22 protein-coding genes and 1 pseudogene are annotated in these 26181 nt (G+C 35.9%); 14 read left to right on the top strand and 9 right to left on the bottom strand.

All coding sequences use genetic code 11. The annotated features are described in order from the left end of the window. The first annotated feature begins 214 nt into the window (after positions 1-214). On the top strand, positions 215-598 hold the full coding sequence (locus ACT9TX_RS15790) for an START-like domain-containing protein (RefSeq protein ID WP_481339734.1): 384 nt from the start codon (positions 215-217) through the stop codon (positions 596-598). On the opposite strand, the gene ACT9TX_RS15785 is transcribed toward ACT9TX_RS15790, so the two are convergent. Beyond that, a complete protein-coding gene (locus ACT9TX_RS15785) occupies positions 587-1180 on the bottom strand; it encodes a hypothetical protein (protein WP_481339733.1) in 594 nt (197 codons plus the stop codon). The genes ACT9TX_RS15790 and ACT9TX_RS15785 overlap by 12 nt on opposite strands. Before the next feature lie 54 nt (positions 1181-1234). On the opposite strand from ACT9TX_RS15785, the gene ACT9TX_RS15780 reads away from it, so the two are divergent. Both ACT9TX_RS15780 and ACT9TX_RS15775 read left to right on the top strand, forming a co-directional pair. Further along, on the top strand, positions 1235-2680 hold the full coding sequence (locus ACT9TX_RS15780; RefSeq protein WP_481339731.1) for an LptF/LptG family permease: 1446 nt from the start codon (positions 1235-1237) through the stop codon (positions 2678-2680). Between the two features lie 12 nt (positions 2681-2692). Then, a complete protein-coding gene (locus ACT9TX_RS15775) occupies positions 2693-3427 on the top strand; it encodes a superoxide dismutase (protein WP_481339730.1) in 735 nt (244 codons plus the stop codon). A 450-nt stretch (positions 3428-3877) separates the two neighbouring features. On the opposite strand, the gene typA is transcribed toward ACT9TX_RS15775, so the two are convergent. Continuing rightward, positions 3878-5692, bottom strand: a complete 1815-nt coding sequence (typA, locus tag ACT9TX_RS15770) for a translational GTPase TypA (protein WP_481339729.1) — start codon at positions 5690-5692, stop codon at positions 3878-3880. A 280-nt stretch (positions 5693-5972) separates the two neighbouring features. Here typA and ACT9TX_RS15765 point away from each other — a divergent pair, with 280 nt between their 5' ends. After that, positions 5973-6419: a Panacea domain-containing protein gene (locus ACT9TX_RS15765; protein WP_481339728.1), complete on the top strand. Its 447-nt coding sequence runs from the start codon at positions 5973-5975 to the stop codon at positions 6417-6419. After that, positions 6420-6821, top strand: coding sequence for a hypothetical protein (locus tag ACT9TX_RS15760; protein ID WP_481339726.1), 402 nt, complete (start codon positions 6420-6422; stop codon positions 6819-6821). A 46-nt stretch (positions 6822-6867) separates the two neighbouring features. Here ACT9TX_RS15760 and ACT9TX_RS15755 read toward each other — a convergent pair whose 3' ends face one another. Beyond that, entirely contained in the window at positions 6868-9825 is a 2958-nt protein-coding gene (locus ACT9TX_RS15755) for a serine hydrolase domain-containing protein (RefSeq protein ID WP_481339725.1), read from the bottom strand. Positions 9826-10312: 487 nt separating this feature from the next. Here ACT9TX_RS15755 and ACT9TX_RS15750 point away from each other — a divergent pair, with 487 nt between their 5' ends. The 5 genes from ACT9TX_RS15750 (at position 10313) to ACT9TX_RS15730 (ending at position 14744) form a co-directional block, all read left to right on the top strand. After that, positions 10313-12205 (top strand): sensor histidine kinase, encoded by a 1893-nt coding sequence (locus ACT9TX_RS15750; RefSeq protein WP_481339724.1) that lies wholly within the window; start codon positions 10313-10315, stop codon positions 12203-12205. Positions 12206-12215: 10 nt separating this feature from the next. Beyond that, positions 12216-12650 carry a response regulator gene (locus ACT9TX_RS15745; RefSeq protein WP_481339723.1) on the top strand — a complete coding sequence of 145 codons (435 nt, stop codon included), beginning with the start codon at positions 12216-12218 and terminating at the stop codon, positions 12648-12650. Positions 12651-12665: 15 nt separating this feature from the next. Further along, positions 12666-14081, top strand: a complete 1416-nt coding sequence (locus ACT9TX_RS15740; RefSeq protein WP_481339721.1) for a PAS domain-containing sensor histidine kinase — start codon at positions 12666-12668, stop codon at positions 14079-14081. 86 nt (positions 14082-14167) lie between these two features. Continuing rightward, on the top strand, positions 14168-14329 hold the full coding sequence (locus ACT9TX_RS15735; RefSeq protein ID WP_481339720.1) for a hypothetical protein: 162 nt from the start codon (positions 14168-14170) through the stop codon (positions 14327-14329). A gap of 73 nt (positions 14330-14402) precedes the next feature. Further along, positions 14403-14744 (top strand): HopJ type III effector protein, encoded by a 342-nt coding sequence (locus tag ACT9TX_RS15730; protein ID WP_481339719.1) that lies wholly within the window; start codon positions 14403-14405, stop codon positions 14742-14744. A gap of 90 nt (positions 14745-14834) precedes the next feature. Here ACT9TX_RS15730 and ACT9TX_RS15725 read toward each other — a convergent pair whose 3' ends face one another. Further along, positions 14835-15251, bottom strand: coding sequence for a DUF5606 family protein (locus ACT9TX_RS15725; protein ID WP_481339718.1), 417 nt, complete (start codon positions 15249-15251; stop codon positions 14835-14837). 155 nt (positions 15252-15406) lie between these two features. After that, positions 15407-16063, bottom strand: coding sequence for a DsbA family protein (locus ACT9TX_RS15720; protein ID WP_481339716.1), 657 nt, complete (start codon positions 16061-16063; stop codon positions 15407-15409). Between the two features lie 211 nt (positions 16064-16274). Between ACT9TX_RS15720 and gatB the strand changes: the two genes are divergently transcribed. The 4 genes from gatB to ACT9TX_RS15700 all read left to right on the top strand — a co-directional run bounded on the left by gatB (position 16275) and on the right by ACT9TX_RS15700 (position 20085). Beyond that, positions 16275-17720 carry an Asp-tRNA(Asn)/Glu-tRNA(Gln) amidotransferase subunit GatB gene (gene gatB, locus ACT9TX_RS15715; RefSeq protein ID WP_481339714.1) on the top strand — a complete coding sequence of 482 codons (1446 nt, stop codon included), beginning with the start codon at positions 16275-16277 and terminating at the stop codon, positions 17718-17720. A 44-nt stretch (positions 17721-17764) separates the two neighbouring features. Continuing rightward, on the top strand, positions 17765-18595 hold the full coding sequence (locus ACT9TX_RS15710) for a DUF4369 domain-containing protein (RefSeq protein WP_481339713.1): 831 nt from the start codon (positions 17765-17767) through the stop codon (positions 18593-18595). A 129-nt stretch (positions 18596-18724) separates the two neighbouring features. Further along, positions 18725-19138 (top strand): DUF2147 domain-containing protein, encoded by a 414-nt coding sequence (locus ACT9TX_RS15705; protein ID WP_481339711.1) that lies wholly within the window; start codon positions 18725-18727, stop codon positions 19136-19138. A gap of 101 nt (positions 19139-19239) precedes the next feature. After that, entirely contained in the window at positions 19240-20085 is an 846-nt protein-coding gene (locus ACT9TX_RS15700) for a transketolase (protein ID WP_481339709.1), read from the top strand. An 87-nt stretch (positions 20086-20172) separates the two neighbouring features. On the opposite strand, the gene ACT9TX_RS15695 is transcribed toward ACT9TX_RS15700, so the two are convergent. The 4 genes and pseudogenes from ACT9TX_RS15695 to ACT9TX_RS15680 all read right to left on the bottom strand — a co-directional run. Beyond that, on the bottom strand, positions 20173-21681 hold the full coding sequence (locus ACT9TX_RS15695) for a RagB/SusD family nutrient uptake outer membrane protein (RefSeq protein ID WP_481339707.1): 1509 nt from the start codon (positions 21679-21681) through the stop codon (positions 20173-20175). A gap of 10 nt (positions 21682-21691) precedes the next feature. Next, a complete protein-coding gene (locus tag ACT9TX_RS15690; RefSeq protein ID WP_481339706.1) occupies positions 21692-24868 on the bottom strand; it encodes a SusC/RagA family TonB-linked outer membrane protein in 3177 nt (1058 codons plus the stop codon). Between the two features lie 551 nt (positions 24869-25419). Further along, entirely contained in the window at positions 25420-25710 is a 291-nt protein-coding gene (locus tag ACT9TX_RS15685) for a DUF4469 domain-containing protein (RefSeq protein WP_481339742.1), read from the bottom strand. A gap of 72 nt (positions 25711-25782) precedes the next feature. Next, positions 25783-26091 (bottom strand): annotated as a pseudogene (locus ACT9TX_RS15680) (DNA-binding domain-containing protein); the annotation flags it as partial. Positions 26092-26181: the final 90 nt, after the last annotated feature.

Raw genomic sequence — 26181 nt, 5'->3', positions numbered from 1 at the left:
GGTTTAAAGTAAGTGTTGCTGGTAAGTTAGTTTCAAATCTTGTACAGCAGGGTTTGTCATGTTTGCGTCATAAAAATCTCTTAGAATTAGGTTTTTGAATAATGAAGCGCCTAATTATTTTACCAACTTATGAACATTTGAAAAAAACATTTGGCTGCTATGTTTAATTTAATATTATTGCACCCCTACTAGTTGTAGAACAAAGCGTTTTGTAATGAGCAAAAGACAATTATTTACTTTAGAATTTCCGGTGAGATGCTCACCAACTATTTTATACGGCTTTTTAAGTTCACCAGCTGGTTTGCAAGAATGGTTTGCAGATAAGGTGGATGAATGGGAAGGCGTATATAGTTTTACATGGAACGGTGAGACACCCGATAAAGCAGAATTTTTAGATAGCGAGGTTGATAAATTCGTACGTTATAGATGGTTACATTACGATAAGAATGAGTATTTTGAATTTAGAATTGAAAAAACTGAAATTTCTAACCAAACTATTTTGACAATATCAGACTTTGCTGAAAAAGGTGAAATTAAAGACCAAAGCCAACTTTGGGAATATCAAATTAAAGAACTGTTTCACCGCTTAGGTAGCTAGTAGTTGTAGCATTTCTTCAAAACTTTTATTTAAAAATATAGTTACATCATCCCACTCTTGTAGTGGGATTTTTTTTGCCAATTTTATAAAAGGCAATTCAGCTAATTCTTGTTTAGTAAACTGGCTAAAAGCCTTATAATTATTGGCTTCAAAGTGATGTTGCCATGCATCTTGTGTGTTGCAACAAAGTAGCCATTCATCGTCATTTGTAGAAAGCTGTTCTAATAGCTGTGCTTGAAATTGCTGCTGATAAATGCCAGATAATTGTAGCGTAACACTCACGCAATTGCCCCACCAGAAAAATGTTCTTATCGCACATACATCTTGCTTAGCAAACACTCTTGGATAGTCTAACATTACCCAAGGCAAGCCTAAATAGTTTTCACCACGAGCTATTTTAGGTGTAGAAGCTTGTATGGTTTGTGGCAAATGGCTTGCTGTTATGGCTATTTGCATATCATTTGCTAATGCACCAAATGCAGTAATTATTTTGCCAATTATTGTATTCTTTGTTAAAAGCACCTCAGCATTTGTAACTAAGTCTAATTCGGTTGCTGAAAGCTTTATTTTTGTTGCATTCATAAAACAAACCTACGCATTACAATAGGTTTTTAACCAAATCAGCTACACACCAACGTGATTAAAAAACTCGACATATTAATTATCAGGGCTTTTATCGGTCCTTTCTTGGCTACTTTTCTTATCTCTCTGTTTGTTCTCATTATGCAGTTTTTTTGGCTGTATATAGATGACTTGGTAGGCAAGGGTTTAGAAGCTTTTGTCATCATTAAGCTAATAGGCTATGTAGCAGCTACATTAATACCTATGGCTTTGCCATTGGCTTTGCTATTATCGTCTATTATGACCTTTGGTAACCTTGGCGAAACCTTCGAAATCGTTGCCATAAAATCAGCAGGTATTCCTTTGCTGCGCTTTATGAGGCCGTTAATTATCGTTACCATTTTTATCAGTGGTATCGCCTTTTTATTTGCCAATAATATTATTCCTGTAGCGCAGTTAAAGCTAGCTGCCACTAAGTACAACATCATCGTATCTAAGCCTTCATTTGAAATTAAAGAAGGTGCTTTTTTTAATAAAATTGAAGGTTTTGTTATTAGAGTGGGCAAAAAAGAAAAAGACGATAGTACCATACGCAATGTGGTTATCTACAAAAGAAAATATGGCTTGCAAGATGATATTATTACCGCAGAAAGTGGCGTGATGCGTACCACGACAGATAAAAAATACCTTGAATTTACTTTGAAAAATGGTTCACTATACCAAGAAAAAGGGCCACAGCAAACTACCAATACACAGTTTGTACGTATGGGTTTTAAACAGTACAAAATGCTATTAGATTTAAGCACTTTTCAGATGAGTAAAACTGAAGACAGTACTTTTCGTTACGATCCTAAAATGCTGAGTATTCGTCAGTTAAATACAGCCATCGATTCGCTACAAATTACCGATACATTGTTTGCTAAAAGAGCCAAGTTTGAGATTGACCCTTATCTAGCATTTACCAAGTTTAAAGATACAGGTTGGGTAAAAGTGCCTGCTGCTAACATAAAAAAGACCAAACCTTTTTCAGCAGTGTTGCCAGATTCAGTAAAGTTTATGGTGTACGAAAGAAGTGTGAGCGATTTAAACCAAGTAAAAACCAATGTTGGGTTGCTTACAGATTCGTATGTACGCAAGCAGCAAACCATTCGCTTTCACCAAATTGAGTGGCAGCGTAAGTTTACATTATCGGTAGCTTGTATGGTATTGTTTTTAATAGGTGCGCCGCTTGGTTCTATTATTCGCAAGGGTGGCTTAGGTACACCGTTGGTATTTGCCATTGTGTTTTTTGTGATATTTCACTTGCTCAATACGTTTGGCGAGAAATTTGCCAAGGAAGAAGTCACCAGCGTATTTACAGGTATGTGGCTATCTACCTTGGTGTTAATTCCTGTGGGCTTTTTTCTTACCTACAAGGCCATGGGCGATTCACAATTATTTAATCAAGAGGCTTATTACCGATTCTTTAAAAAGGTGCGCACATTTATCAATAACTTTAGTTTTAAAAAGTCATCCACTTAAAATTTGTTACTTATGCAATACAAACATACCAGCCGCAGAGGCTTTTTAGCCAATACTGCCAAAGCAGGCGCAGCACTAGTAGTTGCCAATACTATTTTGCCTTCATTGGCAAGTGCAGCTAGCCATTTTACACCTACACCTTACACACAGCAGCCTTTGCCTTATGGCTATAAAGATTTAGAAGTGGCCATAGATGCTACCACTATGGAAATTCACTACACCAAACACGCAGCTACTTACGCTAAAAACCTGAGCGATGCCTTGGTGGCTGAAAAAGTAGATGTGGCCAAAGTAAACTTAGAAGGCTTAATGGCCAACATTTCTAAATACTCGGCTAAAATGCGCAACAACGGTGGTGGGCATTACAACCACGAGTTGTTTTGGCAAAGCATGACAGGCAAAAGCGCCATGAAACCAAGTGGCAAACTAGCCGAAGCCATTACCAAAGATTTTGGCTCTTTCGAAGCGTTTAAAACACAGTTTACCGATGCGGGCAAAAACCGTTTTGGTAGTGGATGGGCTTGGCTAGTTATTACCAACGATAAAAAATTAGTAGTCGGTTCTACACCCAATCAAGACAATCCATTGATGGATATAAGCGACCTAAAAGGCACGCCACTATTGGGTTTAGATGTATGGGAACACGCATATTATTTACGTTACCAAAACAAGCGCCCCGATTATATTAACGCTTGGTGGAACGTTGTAAACTGGGATATTGTTACCCAACGTTTTCAAGCAGTGTAACACAATAGTTATTTAAAAAAGGATGAAGCGACGCTTCATCCTTTTTTGTGTTATTGGGTCGTCTGTAGTAATGCTATTGTGCTGCATAGGCGTCGCACACTTGTACGGTTAGGTACTTTAATGAGCTTTTATTAGAGCGAAGCAATAAATAACACGCTTGCATACCTTATTTCCAGAGTTCTGGCTACCTTTTTACAATATCTGGACATATTTCCAGCACTCTGCTTTAGTACAAACTTACACCTGCACCTATTTCCTGTAATTAGTCTAGGTATTTAAAATACTTGGGCATATTTCCCGAATTAAGCCCAAATATTTCAAATAGTTTGACCTATTTCCTGCGTTTTATCTACATATTGGTATTATTTGTATAAAATGTATGCATTCGCCCAACAAAAAAGCCACTCAACTTTCGCTGAATGGCTTTTGATATGGTAGAAAACAGAAGTACTAGCCTACTGCTTCACTTTGCATGCTCTTAGATGTTTTCTTACGTTCATCTTCGTTTAAAATTACCTTACGCATACGAATGTTTTTTGGTGTCACCTCTATACACTCATCTTGCTGTATGTATTCCATACATTCTTCTAACGTCAACAAAGTTTTTGGTGCAATACGTGTTGCATCATCACTACCGCTTGCACGGTGGTTGGTTAGTTTTTTAGGCTCGGTAGCGTTTACTATCAAATCTCCTGGCTTAATGTGCTCAGCAATAATTTGACCTGTGTACACATCTTCACCTGGATCTACGAAGAACTTACCTCTATCTTGTAATTTATCAATTGAGTAACCTGTTGTTTTCTCTTGATTTTTAGAAATTAATACACCATTGCTTCTGCCAGGTATAGGGCCTTTCCAAGGTTTGTATTCAAGAAAACGGTGTGCCATTACAGCTTCACCAGCCGTATTGGTCAACATTTGCGAACGCAAACCAATTAAACCACGAGAAGGAATCTCAAATTCTAAGTGTTGCATTTCGCCCTTGCTTTCCATAATTAGCATTTCGCCTTTACGTTGTGTTACAAGGTCTATCACTTTACCACTGTATTCGCTTGGTACATCTACCACCAAGTTCTCGTATGGTTCGTGTTTTTTATCGTCAATATATTTTACCAATACTTGAGGGTTACCAACAGTTAATTCGTAACCTTCTCTACGCATGGTTTCTACTAATACACCAAGGTGCAAAATACCACGACCGTACACTAAGAAGCTATCAGCACTGTCAGTATCTTCAATACGCAAGGCTAAGTTTTTCTCAGTTTCTTTCATTAAACGGTCACGTAAGTGACGAGATGTAACGAACTTACCATCTTTACCAAAGAAAGGTGAGTTATTAATGCTGAATGTCATACTCATGGTAGGTTCATCCACACTAATAATGGCCAATGCTTCTGGGTTTTCAATATCAGCAATGGTATCGCCAATGGTGAAATCTTCAATACCTACTACTGCGCAAATATCACCTGCTAACACTTCTGTTACCTTACGTTTACCTAAAGCTTCAAAAATGTATAATTCTTTTACTCTTGATTTTTGAATTCTGCCATCAGTGCGCATTAAGCTAAACGGTTGACCCTCGCTAATGCTACCACGAGCTACACGACCTACCGCAATACGGCCTAAGAAAGTAGAGTAGTCTAATGAAGTAATCTGCATTTGTAGGTTACCATCTGGTACTTTTGGTGCAGGTACATATTGTAAAATACCATCCATTAATGGTGTAATATCTTCGCACTGTTCGTTTTTGCTATTGAACCAACCATTTTTACCACTACCGTAGAAAGTGGGGAAATCTAATTGTTCTTCAGTTGCATCTAGGTTAAAGAATAACTCAAATACTGCATCATGCACTTCATCAGGGCGGCAGTTTGGTTTATCTACTTTATTAATTACAACAATTGGTTTTAAGTTTAATTGCAATGCTTTTTGCAACACAAAACGTGTTTGAGGCATAGGCCCTTCAAAAGCATCTACTAATAAAATAACGCCATCAGCCATTTTTAATACACGCTCAACCTCGCCACCAAAGTCACTGTGACCAGGTGTATCGATTACGTTAATTTTTACATCTTTATATACAACAGATGCATTTTTAGAGAAGATAGTGATACCACGTTCTCTTTCAAGATCGTTGCTATCCATAATTAGCTCACCAGTATCCTGATTAGCACGAAAAACATTTGTTTGGTGTAAAATTTTGTCCACCAAGGTCGTTTTACCATGGTCAACGTGTGCAATAATTGCAATGTTTCTTATATCCATTATTAATTTTTTGGGCTAAATAATTTACCTAAAACACAAGCCTATAAAGAGTTACAGACAAAAAGGTATACTTGCTAGCTACTTTTGAAGGTGCGAATGTACGGCTTTAAGACCGAGGGAAAAAATGTGCGCCTACGGTTTAAGGAATATTCATAATTATTTCACTGCAAAATAGATGGCAAGCCATTTAGAAAGAGTAATAGGTAAAAGTTGTTTAGAAAAATAATTACTAAAGTTGTTAGTTGAATACTTTTAGCTAAATTTGCTAAAATTTTGAGTTATGAGTTATCCAATTATTGACATAGCCAACAAAATCATTGCTAATACTGATACTAACCAAGGTGAAACAATTTCGAACTTGAAGTTGCAAAAATTACTTTACTATTTACAGGGTTTTTTTATAGCTGTATTTGATAAAAAACTCTTTGATGAGTCTATTGAAGCTTGGCAATATGGACCTGTTGTTAGGGAGGCTTATTTTCATTTTAAAGGTTTTGGTCCTGCCTCAATTTCTCTTAATGGTGATGAAAAGATAATTGAATTAACGCCAAATGAGAATGAACTTTTTAAAGAAGTCATGGCTGAATACGGGCAATTTTCTGCTATAAAATTAATGAACATGACCCACGAGGAATTACCATGGAAAAAAACTTTTAGTGAAAACCCACAAGGTGAAATTTCTTATGAACTTCTAAAAGATTATTTCAAAACTCAAATTATTGAGTAAATGGCTAAAATAAAGAAGAATAAATCTGAACTTAATAAAATAAAGATTCCTTCTGGAAACAACATAGAACTAGATTACCCAATTTTCTGTTTCCGACATTTACAAACAACACCTAATGGTGATTTTAAATTTTATTCTGATTTTATAGAAAGATTAAGAAAGCTAAGCAATTTAACTTGGAATCAAATTAATGTAGCAGACAGACACGGATTTGGAACTGAAAAAATGCCTGTCAAGCAAATAAAACCTCAACTACCTAGGTTTGTAACCCCAGAAATTAATCATTTGTTAGTATTTCGGGCTAATGGTGATAACAGACCCTTTTTAGGATTACGAAATGGGGCTGTTTTTCATATAATATTTATTGAGGAACAATTTGGTGATGTTTATGACCACAATTAACAACAAAACAATTGATTCATATTTTGATGAATCAATTGTTTGCGTACTACTTTACCGCCTCGTAAATGGCATCTTGTATTTTACCTCTTACAGCAAGCGAACTCAACTTATTATTGTCTCTTGTTGGGTTTACACGGTTAGATAAAAAAATGTAAATCAAATTACTTTTAGGATCTACCCATACAACAATACCTGTAAAACCTGTGTGACCATAGGTTTCTGGTGAAGCCAACTTTGAGGGATAAGGGTCTTTACGCGTAGCATTGTCTTTTTCTGGTTTGTCAAAACCCAAACCTCTACGACTAATGTCGCTGTTGTAGTCAGTAAATTTATCAATAGTGGCTTTTTGTAAATAACGTACACCATTTAACTCACCACCATTTAACAGCATTTGGTAAAGCTGTAGTAAATCGTAGGCATTGCTAAACAAACCAGCATGACCTGCAATACCACCAAACATAGCCGAGCCTTCATCATGTACATCACCCCAAATAAGCTGCTGGCGAAAATCCTTTTCGTATTCTGTAGGCACAATATTGTTTAACGACATTACTTCACGTGGCTGAAACGTGGTGGTAGCCATACCTAACGGCTGATAGAATGTTGCTTTGGCGTAATCATTTAAGGTTTTACCTGTTATGGCTTCAACTATTTTGCCCAAGAAAATAAAGTCATTATCGCTGTACACGTATTTGTTTGGCGCAGTCAACTTGCTTGTTACAATACGGCTGTACAACGAATCTTCCCAATCGTTACGCACATATAAGTTTTCAGCGGCTCTAAACTGGTGGTTAGCATCTTTTACTTTACTAAAATAAGCCCACTTTGGTTCGCCTGTAGTGGTATCAATTACTTCTCTATAAAAAGGAATGAAGGGATTTAAACCTGCTTGGTGCAACAATATATCACGCAGTTTTAGTGGTGCTTTGTTGCTGCCTTTTACCCATGGCAAGTAATCACCAAGGGTTTTATCTAGGTCTAGTTTACCTTCTTCATACAACTTCATTACCGATACGGTGGTGGCTGAAATTTTGGTAACCGATGCTAAATCGTACACCATATTAGCTGTAACAGGTGTAGTGCCGCCCATTGTGGTGGTGCCAAATGCTTTTTGGTAAATCACTTTACCATCTTTTGCAGCCAAAACCATACAACCTGGCATGGCACCTTTGGCTATTGCATCTTTAGCTATACTGTCTATTTTATTAAACTTACCATCTACATTGTAGTTGCTGGCTTTTGGTAAATAGTTATTGTACGTAATGCCATCACCAAACTTAAAGTTGTCGCACACAGTTACAGGTAATTTGCCTTTTGCTGCTAGCTTACCTTGTAGCCAATCAGCCACAGCATGTTGTGTAATATCATCATCTTCATAAGCCGTTGCTATGTTTAGTGCGTTGCATGAATATCTTACCGCATAAGGATTACCGTAGTAAATAGTTACCGCATTGTTTTGCTTTTGCAATTCTGATATTAAGTAAATGGCAGGATTACTTAGGCCGTAATTATTGGCTGGTCGTCTGCTGTAGTTATGTACACCTACTACAATGGCATCGTAGCCTAGTGCATATATTTTATTGATGAGTTGCTGTACAGAAGCGCTATCACTTTTATCCATCATAATGGTTGCATTTTTATCATCCATCAACTGCTTGCCTTGTTCTGCTTTGCTGCCAAACAAATACACATCTGCATTATTCTCAGTTTTCAATCTTGTAGCAGCCACAGGTTCTTTAGCCGCGCCAATAGATATGTAAGCTATTTTTTTATTTGCTTTTAATGGCAGTAAAGCCGTATTGGTTTGTTGCAATAGTGTTACTGCATTCTTAGCTAGTAAGGTTTTTATACGCGTCGTTTGCTCATTTAAATCTGCCAAAATACCAACTGTATCTATCACTTGTGGCTTGTTTAAACCTAGATTATACTTAGCCAACAATATCTTTTTTACACGTGCATTTAAGTCATCCCATGTTAAGCGACCATCTTTAATGGCTTGCTTCGTTTTTTCTATGGCTGCGCCAATGTCTTCTGGTAGACAAAGCATATCGTTACCTGCAATTAAGGCTTGTACACTTGCCTCGCCACTTGGATAATATTTGGTAATGCCTTTCATACCAAGACCATCCGTAAAAGTGATGCCTTTATAACCTAGCTCTTCTTTTAATAAGCCTGTTACGTTTTTGTTAGATAGCGAGGTAGCTTGATTGGCAATGGTATCAATAGCTGGTACAAACAAATGCGCTATCATCATGCTGCCTACATCTGCCTTAATCATTTCTCTAAATGGATATAATTCTAGGCTATCAAGCTGACCACGTGTTTTACTAATAATGGGTAAATCGTAATGGCTATCTACCGCCACATCACCATGACCAGGAAAATGCTTGGCGCAAGCCATCACATTTACCGCTTGCATACCTTGCATATATTTTACACCATATAAAGCCACTTTGTATTTGTCTTCACCAAAACTTCTATCGTTAATGACTGGGTTGTTAGGATTGTTATTCACATCTACATCTGGTGCATAGTTTACATGAATACCTAAGCGCTTGCATTGCTCGCCTACTGCCTTGCCAAACTCATAAATTAAATTAGCATCTTGTGTAGCACCCATCATCAATTGGCGAGGATAATTAATCACACTATCTAAACGCATACCAAGCCCCCACTCACCATCTATGCATATCATCAGTGGTGTTTGTGCAATGCTTTGGTAATAGTTGGTTAACTGTGCCTGACGAATAGGCCCACCTTGAAAAAAGCACAAGCCACCTACATTGTATTTAGTAATTAATTCTGTTACCTGCTTTACATGGTCTGGGCCAAGATTACTATGCGCTCTTACAATCATAAGCTGCGCAATGCGCTGGTCTTTATTGAGTTTTTTAAACTGCTTGTTTACCCAACGTTTGGCTTCTTTGGTTTCTTTGTAAAAATGCTGTGCATGGCCTATTAATACTAACAAGCAAATACTTGCAACTAGAAAAAACTGCTTCATGAAAAAAGAGATAATTGAACGCACAATTTATAGAAAATACTGGGCTATGCGTTTTTTTGCAGGATTTAATGGTTAAAAATCTACAGGGTATTGCAGACTATTCACCGCCTTTTTTAAAAATGACTTTATCCTTTATTCTGAGTATCATGATGATTTATAATTCGCATAGACATGTATTATTTTTAGTTACTTTTATAAGAACTAAAGGCTTTATAGCTTGGAGAACTTAATTACAATGCTTTACTTTATTCACCAAGTAAATGTTATCACTTTACATTACACCACTATTAGGCGGCTTAACAAGTAATATTTCAATTACACCTGCAAAATCATTTTGCCAAATACTTATTCATTCTTAAAAGATAGTTTTTAAAATATTTGTTATTTCATTTTTAATTTAATAACTACATTTGTTAACATAGATTGTTTTTTACCCTATCAATAAAACCCTTAAGCCACTTACTAATCAATTTTAAACTGATTTGTTATGCTTGAGACCCCATACTTAAGAACAGCTTTTGCTACTTCATTGGTACCGATGCTGGTAATAGATGCGCAAGACCCTGAGCTAACTATTGTAGACATAAATACCGCATACAGTAATGGTTGTAGCGCTAATAATACCTTAGGAACGAGCTTTAACAACTGGGTATTAAATAATTTACCCATAAAATATGAAGAGAAAATTCTATTAACCCAAAGCTTACAACAAGCAATAGATACTGGCAAAGCGCAAGAACTTGCAATCACCAACTACTTTCTAAGTCATTCACCAACTAGCTACAACGTTCATCAACAACCCGTAATTAACGATGTAGGGGTAGTTATATACATCATTCATACAGTTACAACAAACTGCAAATCCATATCAATATCGAATTTATTTCAGGAACAAGAATATAGGCTACTTGAAACAGTAAGTGATGGATTTTTAACACTAGCTAATGACTTTACTGTTTTATACTCAAATAGACAACTTGAGAAAATCTGGAATATTGAACGCTCTGAAATAGTTGGTAAAAATTTGTGGAGTCTTTTCGATAGAAAAGAATTTATAGACATATACCATTTTTATACAGAGGCTATGGCTACCACTAATACAAGGTGCATAGAAATATTTTCTGAACGCTTACAGTTATGGTATGAAATCACAACTTATCCTTTTAAAGATGGCTTATCAGTTTACTTCAAAGATATAACTGAAAGAAAAGTTGCTTTTGAAAAAGAGGCGTTATTGGCATCTATTATTGAAACAAGCGATGATGGTATTATAAGTAAAACACTAGATGGTATTATTAATAGCTGGAACAAAGGGGCTGAAAATATTTTTGGCTTTACAGCCGAGGAAGCCATTGGGCAGCACATTAGCATTATTATACCAAAAGAACTATTTCCTGCCGAAGAACCAAGCATTATACTGCTTGTAAAAAATGGCCGTCGCATTACAAATTACGAAACCGTTCGCCTAAGTAAAAGTGGGCAATATATAAGCGTCTCCTTAACTGTTTCGCCCGTTAAAAACGTAAAAGGCGATATTGTAGGTGCATCAAAAATTATACGCAATATCACCGAAAAAAAGAAGGCGGAAATTTTGTTACGGCAAAAAAATTTAGAGCTTATCCAGTCTGCTAAGCAATTAGAAAAGTTGAATGCCAATTTAGAAAAAAAAGCCAAAGCGCTAGCAGCATCTAATACTGAGCTTGAGCAGTTTGCATACGTTGCTTCGCACGATTTACAAGAACCACTACGAATGGTTACAAGCTTTCTTACACAACTCAATACCAAGTACGCAGATACATTTGATGAGAAAGGTAAAAGGTATATAGAATTTGCGGTAGACGGTGCCAGAAGGATGCGTCAAATTATTCTCGACTTGTTAGAGTTTTCTAGAGTTGGCCGCGTAGAAACACCAGAAAAACTTGTAGATATTCAAGCACTACTTAAAAGCATTGAGATACTTTTTCGTAAAGAGATTGATGAAAAACAAGCAACAATTGTGTACAATAATTTACCTACAATTACCTGCTTTACAGTGCCGCTTAGGCAAGTGTTACAAAACCTTATTGGCAATGCATTAAAGTATTGCAACCCACAAATACCACCTGTAATAACTATTACAGTAACTGCTGCTGGTGACTATTGGCAATTTGCTATAACTGATAATGGTATAGGTATAGAAGCTGAGTATTTCGATAAAATATTCGTCATTTTTCAACGGTTACACTCAAAAGATGCCTATGCTGGCACAGGTATGGGGCTTGCTATTGCAAAAAAGATTGTAGAAACTTGGGGGGGCAAAATCTGGCTTAAATCTACAGAAAACCAAGGCAGTAATTTTTACTTTACGATACCTAATAAACAAAAGTTTTTTAACCATTAATACCACAACCATGCACCCAATTAACATTTTACTTGTAGAAGACAATGAAGGTGATATTTTATTAACTATTGAAGCCTTAGAACAAGGCAAAATAGCTAACAAGATTGACGTAGTAAAAGATGGTAAACAAGCCATTGACTTTTTAAGTAGAAAAGGACAATTTGCTACGGCAGAACTGCCAGACCTTGTATTGCTAGATATTAATTTACCAAAAAAAAATGGCCACGAAGTACTACAGTTTATTAAAACAGACGACAGCATTAAGCATTTACCAGTTATTATGCTTACTACCTCTTCCTCTGAAAAAGACATTGTAGAGTCTTACAAAAGCTATGCAAATTGCTACATTACTAAGCCAATAGAAGTACAAGACTTTATGCGTGCCGTAGCCGAAATACAGTCCTTTTGGTTTACAATTGTTCAACTACCTATTACAAAAGCCTAACTAACAATATTGGTAATGAAGCAAACAAAAGTTTACAATGTTTTAGTGATAGAAGATAACCTTGGTGATTATACCATTGTTAATTGGCTGCTGCACGAGCAACTCAATAGCCCTAACATTGAATGCATAGATACATTTAAAAAAGCGGCCGCTACACTCACAGAACGACCTACTTACTTTGATGTAATATTGCTAGACCTTACCCTGCCTGATAAAAGTGGTGAAGATTTGGTAACAGAAATACTAAAACTAGCTAGTAACTGCCCAGTTATTATTCTTACAGGCACTAATAATTTAGATTTTAGTATTGCGTCTATCTCTCAAGGCATTTCAGATTATTTATTAAAAGATGAGCTGAGTAGCATTGTGCTTTATAAAAGCATTGTGTATGCTATTGAGCGAAAAAAATACGTAATTCAACTAGCCGAATCAGAAAAAAAGTACAGCGATTTATTTCAGCTAAGCCCACAACCAATGTGCTTGTACGAGACCGACTCTTACAAAATTATTTATGCCAACTATGCAGCCATTAACCACTACGGCTATAGCAACGATGAGTTTTTAAATATGACGCTTCTTGATTTAATACCAGAAATTATTATCCCGCAGGTATTAGCCCATGTTGCCAATCAAAATAGGCAATTGAACAAAACCTACACAGGCGAGTTTAAAACCTATAAAAAAAATGGCGAGCTAGTAGATATACAAACATTTAGCACCCCACTTATTATTGACAATAAAAGAACCACCTTGGTAATGGCAATAGATGTAAGTGAGAAAAAATTATACGAACAAAAAATTACAAGAGCCATTATACAAGCTCAAGAAAATGAACGCTACGAAATAGGTGCAGAACTGCATGACAATGTGTGCCAAATTCTTACCGCAAGCAACATGTCTTTTAAAATGCTTAAACATCAGTTATTAGAAGATAGCCTCACTTGGTACGAGCAAGGTACAGGCTATATTCAAAAAGCAACACAAGAAATAAGAAACTTATCACACCGATTAGCACCTGTATTTTTTGAAGATACAACCTTAGAAGAAGCCATTAATGGGCTTATTAATTCTATGGATATTGAGCGCAAATATCAAATCGCCTTACAGTTTGATGAAGCATTTAAACAATTTCCTTGCAAGCAAGAGTTTCAGCTAACGCTCTACCGCATATTACAAGAGCAGTTAAGGAATATTGTAAAATATGCAGAGGCAAGCATCATAAAAGTACATGGCAATATCAGCAACGATACACTGTCGCTCAACATTTCAGATAATGGTGTAGGTTTTGATGTAAAGAAGATAAAAACTGGTATAGGTCTAGCCAATATTAAAAGAAGAATTGAGGTATTTTCTGGCAAACTTACCATAGATACTGCCCTTGGGCACGGTAGTACTTTAACGGTAGAAGTACCGCTAGCCTGTATTATTTAACCCATAAGTACGTAATCTTATAGTGCCAAAACTTGAAATACAACACAAAAAGTAAATAATTTAAAACATCAACTCTAATAATAGAAATGCTAAAACAACATATTATTAATATACCTGGCAAAGATGCTAAAAATATTGACAGAGAAAAAGAACTAGAAATGGTAAACTTTTTTAGAAATATTATGGTTACAGGTGCTTTACTTGGCTTCGCAAAATATGTTACGAAGAATAAACGAATAGTTGGATAAAATATTGAGACAATTGTATTACAACTGTGTGATAAAAAATAACTGTAGTTTAGCGCCTCAAAAAATCATCGTAATGACGCAGCAATTAGCTTCTTTTTTAACCGCATTAAAAGCAAATCAATATACATTTTCAGACGTTCTAGCTTTTATTGAAGCAGATTATACACATCAGCCTAGAGCTTTTAAAAATGGCGAGGCTTATAATGAAGCTACGCAAAATCAAGGCAGTGCCAAAGTATTTGCTTTTGCAAAATTAAATAACCTTAGTGCAGAAGATACATTGTTCTTATTTGCAGAACATTACCAAAATGTATTAGCTACACCTAACGAAACGAACCATCAAAACATTAGGCAATTTATGCAATATGGCTGGGCTGGTATTGCATTTGAAGGTGAGGCATTGGTGAAGAAATAATTAGCGCAGTCTACACTAATCATATTGCATAAAAAAGCCAGTAATTACTTACTGGCTTTTTTATGAACTTATTTTTCAATAATAGAGTTATTACGCTTCTTCTGTAGCTTCAGTTTCTTCTGTGGTGCTTAGTTTAAATGCTACTTCATTTGCTTTAAGCAAGTTGTACCATTTTACCATTTTCTTCATATCGCTTGCATATACTCTTTCAAAATCCATATCAGCATACACTTTTGTAAAGTATGCTTTTACAGCTTTAGGGTCTTTTTCTGAAGGTAATGCTTCGGTACTTGCATCCATAGCAACAAATACTTCTACTAAGTTTACATTTTCACGAATAGTAAACACCTCAATACTTTCTAAATGAGAGAAATTATGTACACGGCTGCTTACAAATTTTGTTACCTTATCTTCTAGGCCACGTACAATAGCGCCATCTGTTTTACTACCTACTAGTTCAAACAAACCGCTCATGCCTGTAATTGATATTAACTTACTGTATTCCATTGTTTTAATTTAAGAGGCTGCAAAATAAAGGGAAATGCGTTAGAATGACGAGTGATATTATTTTTAGAATAATGATAACAAATTAATGCATTACACCATAAACGACCTCATAGACAACACAATGTCGGCTAACGATGCAAAGCTTATCATTTTATCTACTTCACAGCAATTTCGGCTAACAAATTGTTGAGTCTTGCTTCTAGGTTTTCGTAGCTCGTATAGCCTCTTGCTACTAAATAAAATTTACTTTCAGCTGTTTGTACCAGTACCGTAGGAAAGCTAGTTACTTGCAATTGCTTACACAGCTGAAACTCGTAATGGGCTTTTTCCTTGTATTCATCGCTACTTAGTTTTTGATAGAAGTTTTCTGGCTGAATACTGTATTTTTCTAGCAAGTGCAAATAAGCCGCATCATCGGTTAAATCTCTACCTTCAAAGTGCAGCGCATATTGCAAATCGGCAGCAAATTCTACTTGTCTATCAGGATAAAATTCTTTGAAAATACACAAAGCAATGGCTGGTTTTTCGCTATTTGGAAACCAATCGCTCAAATCAGGATTATTGATATGCCACAAATAATCATCACCAAATTTTACCCCCGACATGTCTTCTACATTGTGATAAGCTTTTTGTATATAACCAGCTGTAACGCCTATGTGTACGGGCTTTTCAGGCAATATCATACCACCGCTTAATACATCAAAGTGCATGTCATTTTCAAAATGTACGGCTATTTTTTTAATCACATTACTAAAACCGTAGCACCAGCCACAGTAGGCATCGTAACAATAATATACAACTGGTTTTGTCATGTAGCAAAGATAGACCACAGATTAAAATGATTTTAAAGATTGCCATGATTAAAGACTAATTTACAGTTTGGGATTCAGGATTTACGAACGCTAATAGAAGCCAATAGCTATCGGTTCGCCTAGCTGTCCCATTTTAAAGCAATCATTCCACCTCATTAAAATCATTCAAATCAGCGATGTTTCGGTATTTTCGCAGCCATAATTTTTTTTGATGAGTATTGCAGATAAATATGAGGTAGTTATTGGTTTAGAGGTTCACGCCCAACTAAATACTGCTAGCAAATTGTTTTGTGGCGATAGTGCTGCCTTTGGTGGCGAAGCCAATACGCATATTAGCGCCATTACGATGGGGCATCCTGGCACATTGCCTAAAACCAATAGAAAAGCTGTAGAATATGCTATTAAAATGGGTTTAGCGTGTAATTGTGAAATTGTACAGAACAACTATTTTGCCCGTAAAAATTATTTTTACCCAGACTTACCAAAAGGCTACCAAACATCGCAACATACCACACCTATTTGTAAAGGCGGTTATGTAACCATTACTACTTCTGAAGGTACAAGAGATATAGAACTAAACAGAATTCACTTAGAAGAAGATGCTGGCAAAAGCATACACGATATTGATGATGCTAACACATGTATAGACCTTAATAGGGCTGGTGTAGCGTTAATAGAAATTGTAACAGAGCCTTGCCTACGCAGTAGCGAAGAAGCTTACCAATACGTAACAGAATTGCGTCGCTTGGTGCAATGGATAGATGTGTGCGATGGCAATATGGAAGAAGGTAGTTTGCGTTGCGATGCCAACGTCTCTATCCGTTTAAGAGGCGCTACAGAACTTGGTACTAAAGTGGAAGTAAAAAACCTAAACAGCATTCGTAATATTAAAAAAGCTATTGACCTTGAAGTGGCTAGAATGATTGATATTGCTGAAAATGGCGGTACCATTGTTCAACAAACAAGAAGCTATGATGCAGATAACGATACCACTTTTTCGATGCGAGACAAAGAAGAAGCGAATGACTATCGTTACTTTGCCTGCCCAGATTTAGCACCGTTTCATCTAACGAGTGATTTTATCGATGTTATAAAAACAGCTTTGCCAGCATTGCCACAGCAATTAGCTACAACATACCAAGCAGATTATGGCTTAAGCGCTTACGATGCTGCACAGTTGTGTGATGATAAAACCACATCGGATTATTTTTTAGCCACAGCAACACATACAAAGCAGTATAAAGCTATTGTCAACTGGATAACTGGCCCAATTCGTCAATATTTAAATGATAGTGGCACTAACTTGGCTAGCTTAGCATTAGCGCCACAAACATTGGCTGCATTAATTGCTTTAATAGATGAAGGCAAGGTCAATTTCTCTATTGCATCGTCTAAAATTTTCCCTCTTTTACTAAAAGAAAACAAGCAACCGCTACAAATAGCCGAAGAACTAAACTTGCTACAAGTAAGTGATAGCAACGATTTAGAAGCATGGGTAAATGAAGCTATTAGCAAAATGCCTGATAAAGTAACTGAATACAAAAAAGGTAAAAAGGGTTTAATAGGCTTGTTTGTAGGTGAAGTGAAAAAGATAAGTAAAGGCAAAGCTGACCCTAAAGTGGTAACTGCATTGCTACAAGAAAAACTTGACCGCTGATAGATTTGATAAAAATGATTTATCGTGATTTTATTGCAAAATACATGAAACAATTACTAGTTGTTATAAGTTTTATAAGCATTGTTACAGCTTGTAACAACAAGCGTAAGCTATTTGAAGTAAGCGGCAAAATAACCAATAGCACTGCTAAAAAAGTGTATTTGCAATACTTGGTTTGGGGCGCTGAAAAACCTATTGTGGTTGATTCTATTAGCTTACAAAAAGATGGCAGTTTTATGTTGTCTACTGCTTATGGTAATGAAGAAAGTATCTACGAATTAGTTTTTGACTCAACTGCAAGTGTGCTTTTAATAAATGACAACCCTAAAGTACTTGTAAATATAGATAAGCAAAACTTTAAGCAATACACAGTAAATGGTTCTAAAGCTAGTGCAGCGTTACACGATTTTTTGAATAATTACAGCAATGCCTATCCACAACTACTAGCAACAAGCCAACGATTAGATACCATTGCATTAGAGAAAGGTGTGACTGATAGCATTAAAACAGTTGTAAAACTTGAGAAAGAACAACAGCTACAAAAGGTAAACACTACCATTACCACTGCATTTAAAAATACCAATAGCCCTGCCTTACAATACTATTTAATAGCTAAGGCTTTTGCCACCATGCCTTTTCCACAAATACAAGAATTGGCTACCGTAGCTAGTTCGCAAAACAGTGCACATTCAGGTTTAGCGTTTATTAAATCGATTGTAACCAAGCAAGTAGACAAGGAAAAAACAGCGCAACAAGCTATTGAGAAACAACAAAAAGACAGCCTTGTAATGGTGCAAAAAGATAGTTTGGCGAGGCAATTAAAACTAGATTCTTCAGCTGCAAAGCAACCCAAAGACACCACCACAAGTCGTTAATAATTAAAGGTTTATATTAAGCCCTTAGTATCAAAAAACGAGTAACATTAACATACTAGCTTAACCTTTTTGCATGAAGTTTGTAAATATTAGACTTGTATTTATAACTATTCATAAAAGCTTAAGTCAATGAAAAAATTATTCGTTCTCATTCTTGCTACTTTATTTTTTACGCAGCTAATGGCGCAAGACCAAATTATTGGTAAATGGTGGACACCTAAAAAAGATGGTCAGATAGAAATTTATAAATCAGGTACTAAGTATTTTGGTAAATTAATTTGGGGTAAAGATGGCACCAAAAAAGATGTAAAAAATCCTAAAGAAGAACTACGTAGCAGGCCACTGATAGGTATGGATTTATTTACAAATTTTAGCTACAATGCAAGCGATGCACAATGGATTGATGGCAAGATATACGACCCTGAAGGTGGTAAAACTTATAGTTGTAAAATGTGGCTTACCGATGATGGCAAAACCTTAAATGCTAGAGGTTTTATTGGTTTTTCGCTACTTGGCCGCACTGAAAAATTTACAAGATTGTAGCATTTCAAAACTTTTCATATTTACAAAAAGGCATTAATAGCAGTAAAAAGATTGGGTAAACGGCTAAAAAGATTAACTTAGCCACCTTAACAATATCATATATGCCTACAACACAAGAACTAAAAAACATTGCTTCTCAAGTAAGAAGAGATATAGTAAGAATGGTACATGCAGTACAAAGTGGGCACCCAGGTGGTTCACTAGGTTGCACTGACTACCTAACGGCTCTATACTTTGAAGTAATGAAGCACGATACGAATTTTAAAATGGAAGGAAAAGGCGAAGATTTATTCTTCCTGTCTAATGGCCATATTTCTCCTGTATTTTACTCGGTTTTAGCTCGTGCAGGTTATTTTGATGTTAAAGAATTAGGCACTTTTAGAAAACTAAATTCTCGTTTACAAGGTCATCCTACTACACATGAGCATTTACCAGGTGTACGTGTGGCTAGCGGCAGCTTGGGTCAAGGCATGAGTGTAGCCATAGGTGCTGCACTTGCTAAGAAATTTGATGGTGACGACCGCATTGTTTATTCATTACATGGTGATGGTGAACTAGATGAAGGTCAAAACTGGGAAGCAATTATGTTTGCTGCGCACAAAAAAGTAGATAATTTAATCGCTACTATTGACTACAATGGTCAACAAATTGATGGCCCAACCAGTAAAGTAATGAACTTAGGTAATTTAAAAGCTAAGTTTGAAGCCTTTGATTGGACGGTTTTAGAAGTAGCTAATGGTAATGATATGGATGAATTGATTGCAGGCTTTAACAATGCAAAAAGCTTGGTAGGCCAAGGCAAACCAATTTGTATTTTAATGAAAACTGGTATGGGTAAAGGTATTGACTTTATGGAAGGCTCACACGAGTGGCATGGTATAGCACCAAACGATGAGCAATTAGCAAGAGCATTAGCGCAACTACCGGAAACTTTAGGTGATTATTAATCCCAAAATCATCTTAAACCATACATAAAATAGGCTGTCTCGTACTTTGAGACAGCCTATTTACTTTTCATTACTTAATCTTTACTTTTATAAATCATTTTGAATACAAGGTTTATTTGCATCAATTTCACCTTGTGGAATTAGGTATTGCCACTTTTTATCATCAACTGGCACAGTGGTTGTAAGAGGTGAATAAGAGTTATCTGACGCAGTAGCCCCTGTTCTATCTAAACCAATATTCAACCTTTTTAGATCAGTAAATCTAAAACCTTCGCCCCAAAGCTCTATTCTTCTCTGAAGTAGAATTTCATTTATTAATGCAGTACCGGTGTTGATAGATTGGATATAAGAAGGATCTCTCTTACTTACTAATTGAAATAAAACATTAGCTGCTGTAACATCACTCAACCTTGCTTTCGCTTCTGCTTCAATTAAGTACATCTCGCCAGCACGCATTAGTGGTACATCACCTATGCTAGATCCACTAACAGTATAATATTGAGCAGGTGTATATGTTGTTCCTGTTATTAAGAACTTTCTCTGCATGTACTTTCTTCTTGTACTTCCTGAAGTTGGTATTGGAAAACTTTGGTCTACTCCTGTAGGGTCATAGAGTGTTTTGCGTATATCTGTTGCAGATATTTGATTATACAGATTAATATTGATTACTTTAGGACAAGTTCTGTTATGTGTTGATGAGAAATTACCACAATATGCCATCCAACTTGAAAAGAAACTATTTGCATCAGAAGTTTGATGAGAACCCCATATCCATTCTGGATTAGAATAATCACTAAACCCCCCCGTAAATTGTACAGTTGTCATTGGGCTATAACCTGTTCGTGCTTTGTTAGCCATATCCGCTGCAACAACCCAATTACCTTGTACTAATGAAACTCTTGCTTTAATACCTTGTGCAACAGCAAGGTTTAAATGAGATTTATTAGATCTTGATGCAGTTAATAAGGTCATCGCATCATCCAAATCTTTATTTATTTGTATGTAGGTTTCTTGAATAGTATTTCTTGCTTTTGGCGAAATATCACCAGGTATCGTTCTTACAATAATCCCTGGTTCACTTAAGTTAGCTGTCTTATATGCTTTTGCAAAAAATTGAACAAGATTAAAATGAGCCCAAGCTCTATATGCTAGGCACTCACCTTTTATTTGTGCTTTATCTGTTGCCGATCCTGTTGCATTATCGATAGCGCCTAAAATAGCATTGACATCACCAATAAGACCATAATAAAACTGCCAAGCGAATGTGTTAAATGTTCCATTTACACTTCTATGGTCTGTCCACTGATAAGCAGCACCAAACCAATTAGACCCTGTTGTAATATAGTCTTCACCTAGTAAATCGTTCATAATAATATTGGTTGCTTGCCCAATATCACCTTGTGTTCCATAAAATGAACCATAATACATATACCTATGGACGCCATTTAGTGCAACATTTAAATTATCTGTTGTAGAATTAACCACAGTAGTTGAAACGGAAGCAGATGGATTTGTTGTTAAATAGTCTTTACTACAAGAAGTATAAAACACTACTAAAGCCCCCAAAAAAGAAACTATTAAAAATTTATTTTTCATTGTAAATGATTTAGAAATTAATATTGATACCAGTACTAATTATACGAGCAGGTACATACACATTACTTGTAACGCCACTGAATCCTTGATTAGGATTCATTCCATTTCTAGCTACCAAGAAACCTATGTTATCAGCACTTAAGAAAAAGCGTGAAGAAGTTGCTTTGATTTTTGCTAAGAAAGATCTTGGCAAGTCGTAACTGATTGTAACATTTTCAAAACTTAAGAATGAAGCATCAGTTAGCCATCTAGTTGAAGTACCAGCGTTTAAATTAGTTGTTCTGGCGCCATCCATTCTAGGCACATTAGTAATATCACCTTGGTTTTGCCACCTTTTTAAGATATCAGTATGTATAGCACCACCGTATGAGCCAGCACTCATTAACTGTGAGTAAGTGCCATCATATGTTTTACCGCCTAATTGGTATTTAAACCTCATCTGTATCTCGAAAGCTTTATAGCGAATAGAAGTATTAAAACCACCATATAAATCAGGTATTGCACTACCAGAATATACTTTTTTGGCGTTATTAATATCAGTGGTAACGGTATCGCCACCTTTATTTAAATAAGTTGTAGCACTAAGTGTTGTACTATTTGCTCTATATAATGCATCACCAGTATTAGGATCAACACCCATCCATTCTCTAAGCCAGTAGTCATATATAGAATGACCAACAGAATATTGCTTGGTGCCACTTACTATTACAGGATTATCAGCAGGCATAGTTGTAATATTATTTTTTAAAGTAGAAGCATTGAATCCAATATTCCATGTAAAGTCTTTTTTCTTTATTACATCAGCATGTAAATCTATTTCCAAGCCCGTGTTCAACATACTGCCAATATTCCTAAACTGTGAAAATCCACCATTAATATTACCACCTGAAGAAGGGGGAAATTGAAAGTTAAAAATCATTTTATCAGTATTCCTACTATACCATTCAACTGAACCGTAAACTCTATTCTTAAATAATGAGAAATCTAAACCAAGATCAAATGTTTTGGCCTCTTCCCAAGTTAAAGTAGGATTAGGAACTATATTTTGAAGTAAAGCACCAGGTTCACTACCGCCATTAGTATAACCTAGCTGATAAACTGCTTGATAGCCATAGTTAGTTCCAATATTATCGTTACCAACATTACCGTAAGTAGTTCTCAACTTTAAGTTATTTATCCAGCCATAGTTTTTTATAAAGTTTTCATTGCTCAGTACCCAACCTAAACCAAAACCATAAAATGTTTTCCATCTTACATCCTCTGCAAAACGAGAGTTACCATCTCTTCTTACCGAAGCAGATAAAAGATATTTTCCAGCAAAATCATAATTAAGACCACCTAAATAACTTTCAATAGCTCGTCTATCGGTTTGTGAGTAAATAGAATTTAGTGTTATAAAATTATCAAACTCGTAAACACCTGCGAAACCTTGACCTTGCTTTTGTTGAGAAGAATACAAATAATAGTACTTATAGTTCTCATGTGATATTAAAGCGGTAAGATTGTGACTACCAAATTTCTTCTTATAGTTCAATTGCTCATTTAAAGTATAAGTAGTTCTTAGAAACTGAGATTTATCTAAAATACCAGATCCAGCACCGTCACCAACTAAATTATTTTGATACTGACTATTGTATCCAGTGTTAATATCACCACCAAATTTTACAGTAAATGTTAAATCATTATTGAAAATAACATCAGCATAAGTTCTACCACTTAACAAACTTCCAGTAAATGCATTATTATTATATTTTGTCTCAGCAACTACATGTCTCCCACCATAAGCACTTGTAGGTCTATTACCGTTAACCATTGCAGAGGCATAATCGTAAATTTTATTACCTGTCACAGGATCTAATAAATAAGCACCAGTCGTAGTATTATGAGCGTATACAGGATAAATTGGTCCAATAGTTCTAGCAAAGAAAAATGGATTTACAAAAGAAGTTGAAGAAGTAACATTCCCATCCTGTGCATTACTTGAGTTTGTATATGCATAAGAAATATTAACCCCAGTTTTAAACCATGTAGTTGGCCTAGTATTTACAGCTACTCTTCCAGAATATCTTTTCAAAAATGCATCTATTGTGTACCCTTCCTCATTTGTATATCCTACAGACCCAAAAAAGTCGGTTTTATCGTTACCACCTGAGTAATTCATAGTCACATTGTCTCTATTTCCTACCCTAGATATTTCCTTTGACCAATCTAAATCATCACCCCACAACAGCTGCGCGTTTGAATTAAACTTACCAGTATTATCTACTATTTGATTACCAGCAACATTAAATGGATTATATTTTAAGAAACTAGCACCGGCAATATTATCAGTTGCATATTGAGCAGCAACAGCTGCGGTAGAGCCGTTGGCTGATATACGCTGATTTTTTAGGGCTTCCCACATTAAAACGTAATACTGTGATGGATCAACTCTATCATATTCTGAAACCAGTCTTGAAACAAATCCTTTTGTAGCCTGAAAGCTAATGGTAGGCTTTTTACCTGCACCCGATTTTGTTGTAATCATCAATACACCATTCGATGCCCTTGAACCATAAAGTGCGGTTGTAGCAGCATCTTTCAATGTGGTTACAGACTCGACATCTTGAGGATTTATTTGAGCAATATTGCCTTCATACGGCGATCCATCCACAACTACTAATGGACCATTTCCTGCCGAAATTGAACCATAACCCCTAATTCTTATTGCTAAAGCATCGCCAGGCTGACCACTAGAAGATGTTTGTAAACCAGGGGCCGAACCAGCCAAAGCATTCACAACGTTTGTTACTGGCCTGTTTGCAAACTCTTTATTTGATAGAGTTGAAGCAGAACCGGTAAACTCGCTTTTTTTTCTAGTGCCATATCCGGTTACAACCACTTCATCTAAGCTAGAGGTTGCAGATTGTAATGTAACACTTACAGAACCACCTTTAATAGATACCTCTTGTGTTGTAAAATTAACAGAAGAAATAACTAAGGCTTTTGCAGTAGCAGGTGCTAATAAAGTAAAACTACCATCAGATCCAGTAGTTGTACCTTTTGTGGAGCCTTTTACTAAAACTGAGGCATTTATTACAGGTGCACCTTTCTCGTCTAGCACCTTACCTGTAATTGTTTTGTTTTGCGCTAGTAACTGCGAGGCTGCTACTAGTAAGCACATTAATAGTGTGCTGATTTTTCTCATAATCTCATGTTTTGGGGTTATTTAAAAAAATTTAACGAAATGCTAACATACGACAATTCAGACAAAAACTTCAAAATAAAAGTTTCGTAAGGCGTATTTTTTTTAGTTTTTGTAAAATTAAGCGCAGCTTTAAGCCTTTTTTAATAATAATTGAAGGTGGTAATCGATAAAGATCATATAGTAGATTTATAAAAATGTTTAATTTGCATCATTGTTATAAATTTCAGTGGCTATATAAACCACATATTGCATTGTTACGGCATTATCATTTGGCAATTTGAATAAAAGGATGTATAGTACAAAAAGTGTTACTTATAATGGTACAAGCAAGTAAACAAGCTGTTTGAAAAAGATAGCCTAACATTAGTAAGAAGATAGGCTAACATTAAGGAGATGTTAGCCTAACATTTTGGAGAAGATAGCCTAACATTAAAGCGGAGATAGCCTATCTTTTTACAAAAGCCAAAGTGGGTGCAAAAAAAAGCTGCAAATAGGTAACAATTACCTACTTGCAGCTTTGCAATAAATACTTGGCTTACGTTATCTGCCTATTAATTTACAACTATTTGAAAATCGTATCTATCGCTACGGATGGTAGTATTTTTTGTGTAAGCCTTCCGTACTTCTACAAAATAATTACCTGCTGCCAATGTGGTAGGTACTAAAAACATTAAATTGGTAGCTGTATGCTGTGCCACATCCGTTACTTTAGTTTCGGCAGCAGTGGCAGTATTAATAAAGAAAATACCTTCGGCAGTATTTGTCATATCGTATTTTAGTTCTGTACCTGTAATAACAGCAATCCCCCCTTTTGTTGCTATGGTGCTGCTTGCAGTACGCACATCTTTAAAAGTAACAATGTCTGGTGCTATGGCACTAGTGCTTGCATTTTTTACAACGCTTGCACTTACTATTTTCGCTGCAAATTGTGTTCCCAGCGATACCGAAGCATTAACTGTGTGCCTTTTGGCATCAAACACATCGTTTGCATCTTTAAATACACCTTGAATACTCGGTTTTACATTTATTAATGGCGTATTTACGTTGTTACCTTCTACCACCGCATCGGCTATTTCTTCCATTGCTATTAGCAATACCCCTCTTATATCTACCTCGGTTAATGTAGTACCTCGTTTTAAAATGCGCTTTACAATGTCTTCAAGAGTTAATACATTGTTAGGAATGACTCTTGCCTTTTGGTCGTTAGGGTCAGACGTTAAATGGTTCGGCTCTAATCACAGGTGTACGAAAGATAAATTAGCTCTTTGATACAATAAAATTAAATTTATCCGTTGCTTTAAGATGGAATTACA

This window comes from Parasediminibacterium sp. HNIBRBA5674 (genome assembly GCF_056745525.1).
Note: the sequence above shows the minus strand (reverse complement) of the source record. Positions and strands in the feature narration are given on the sequence as shown.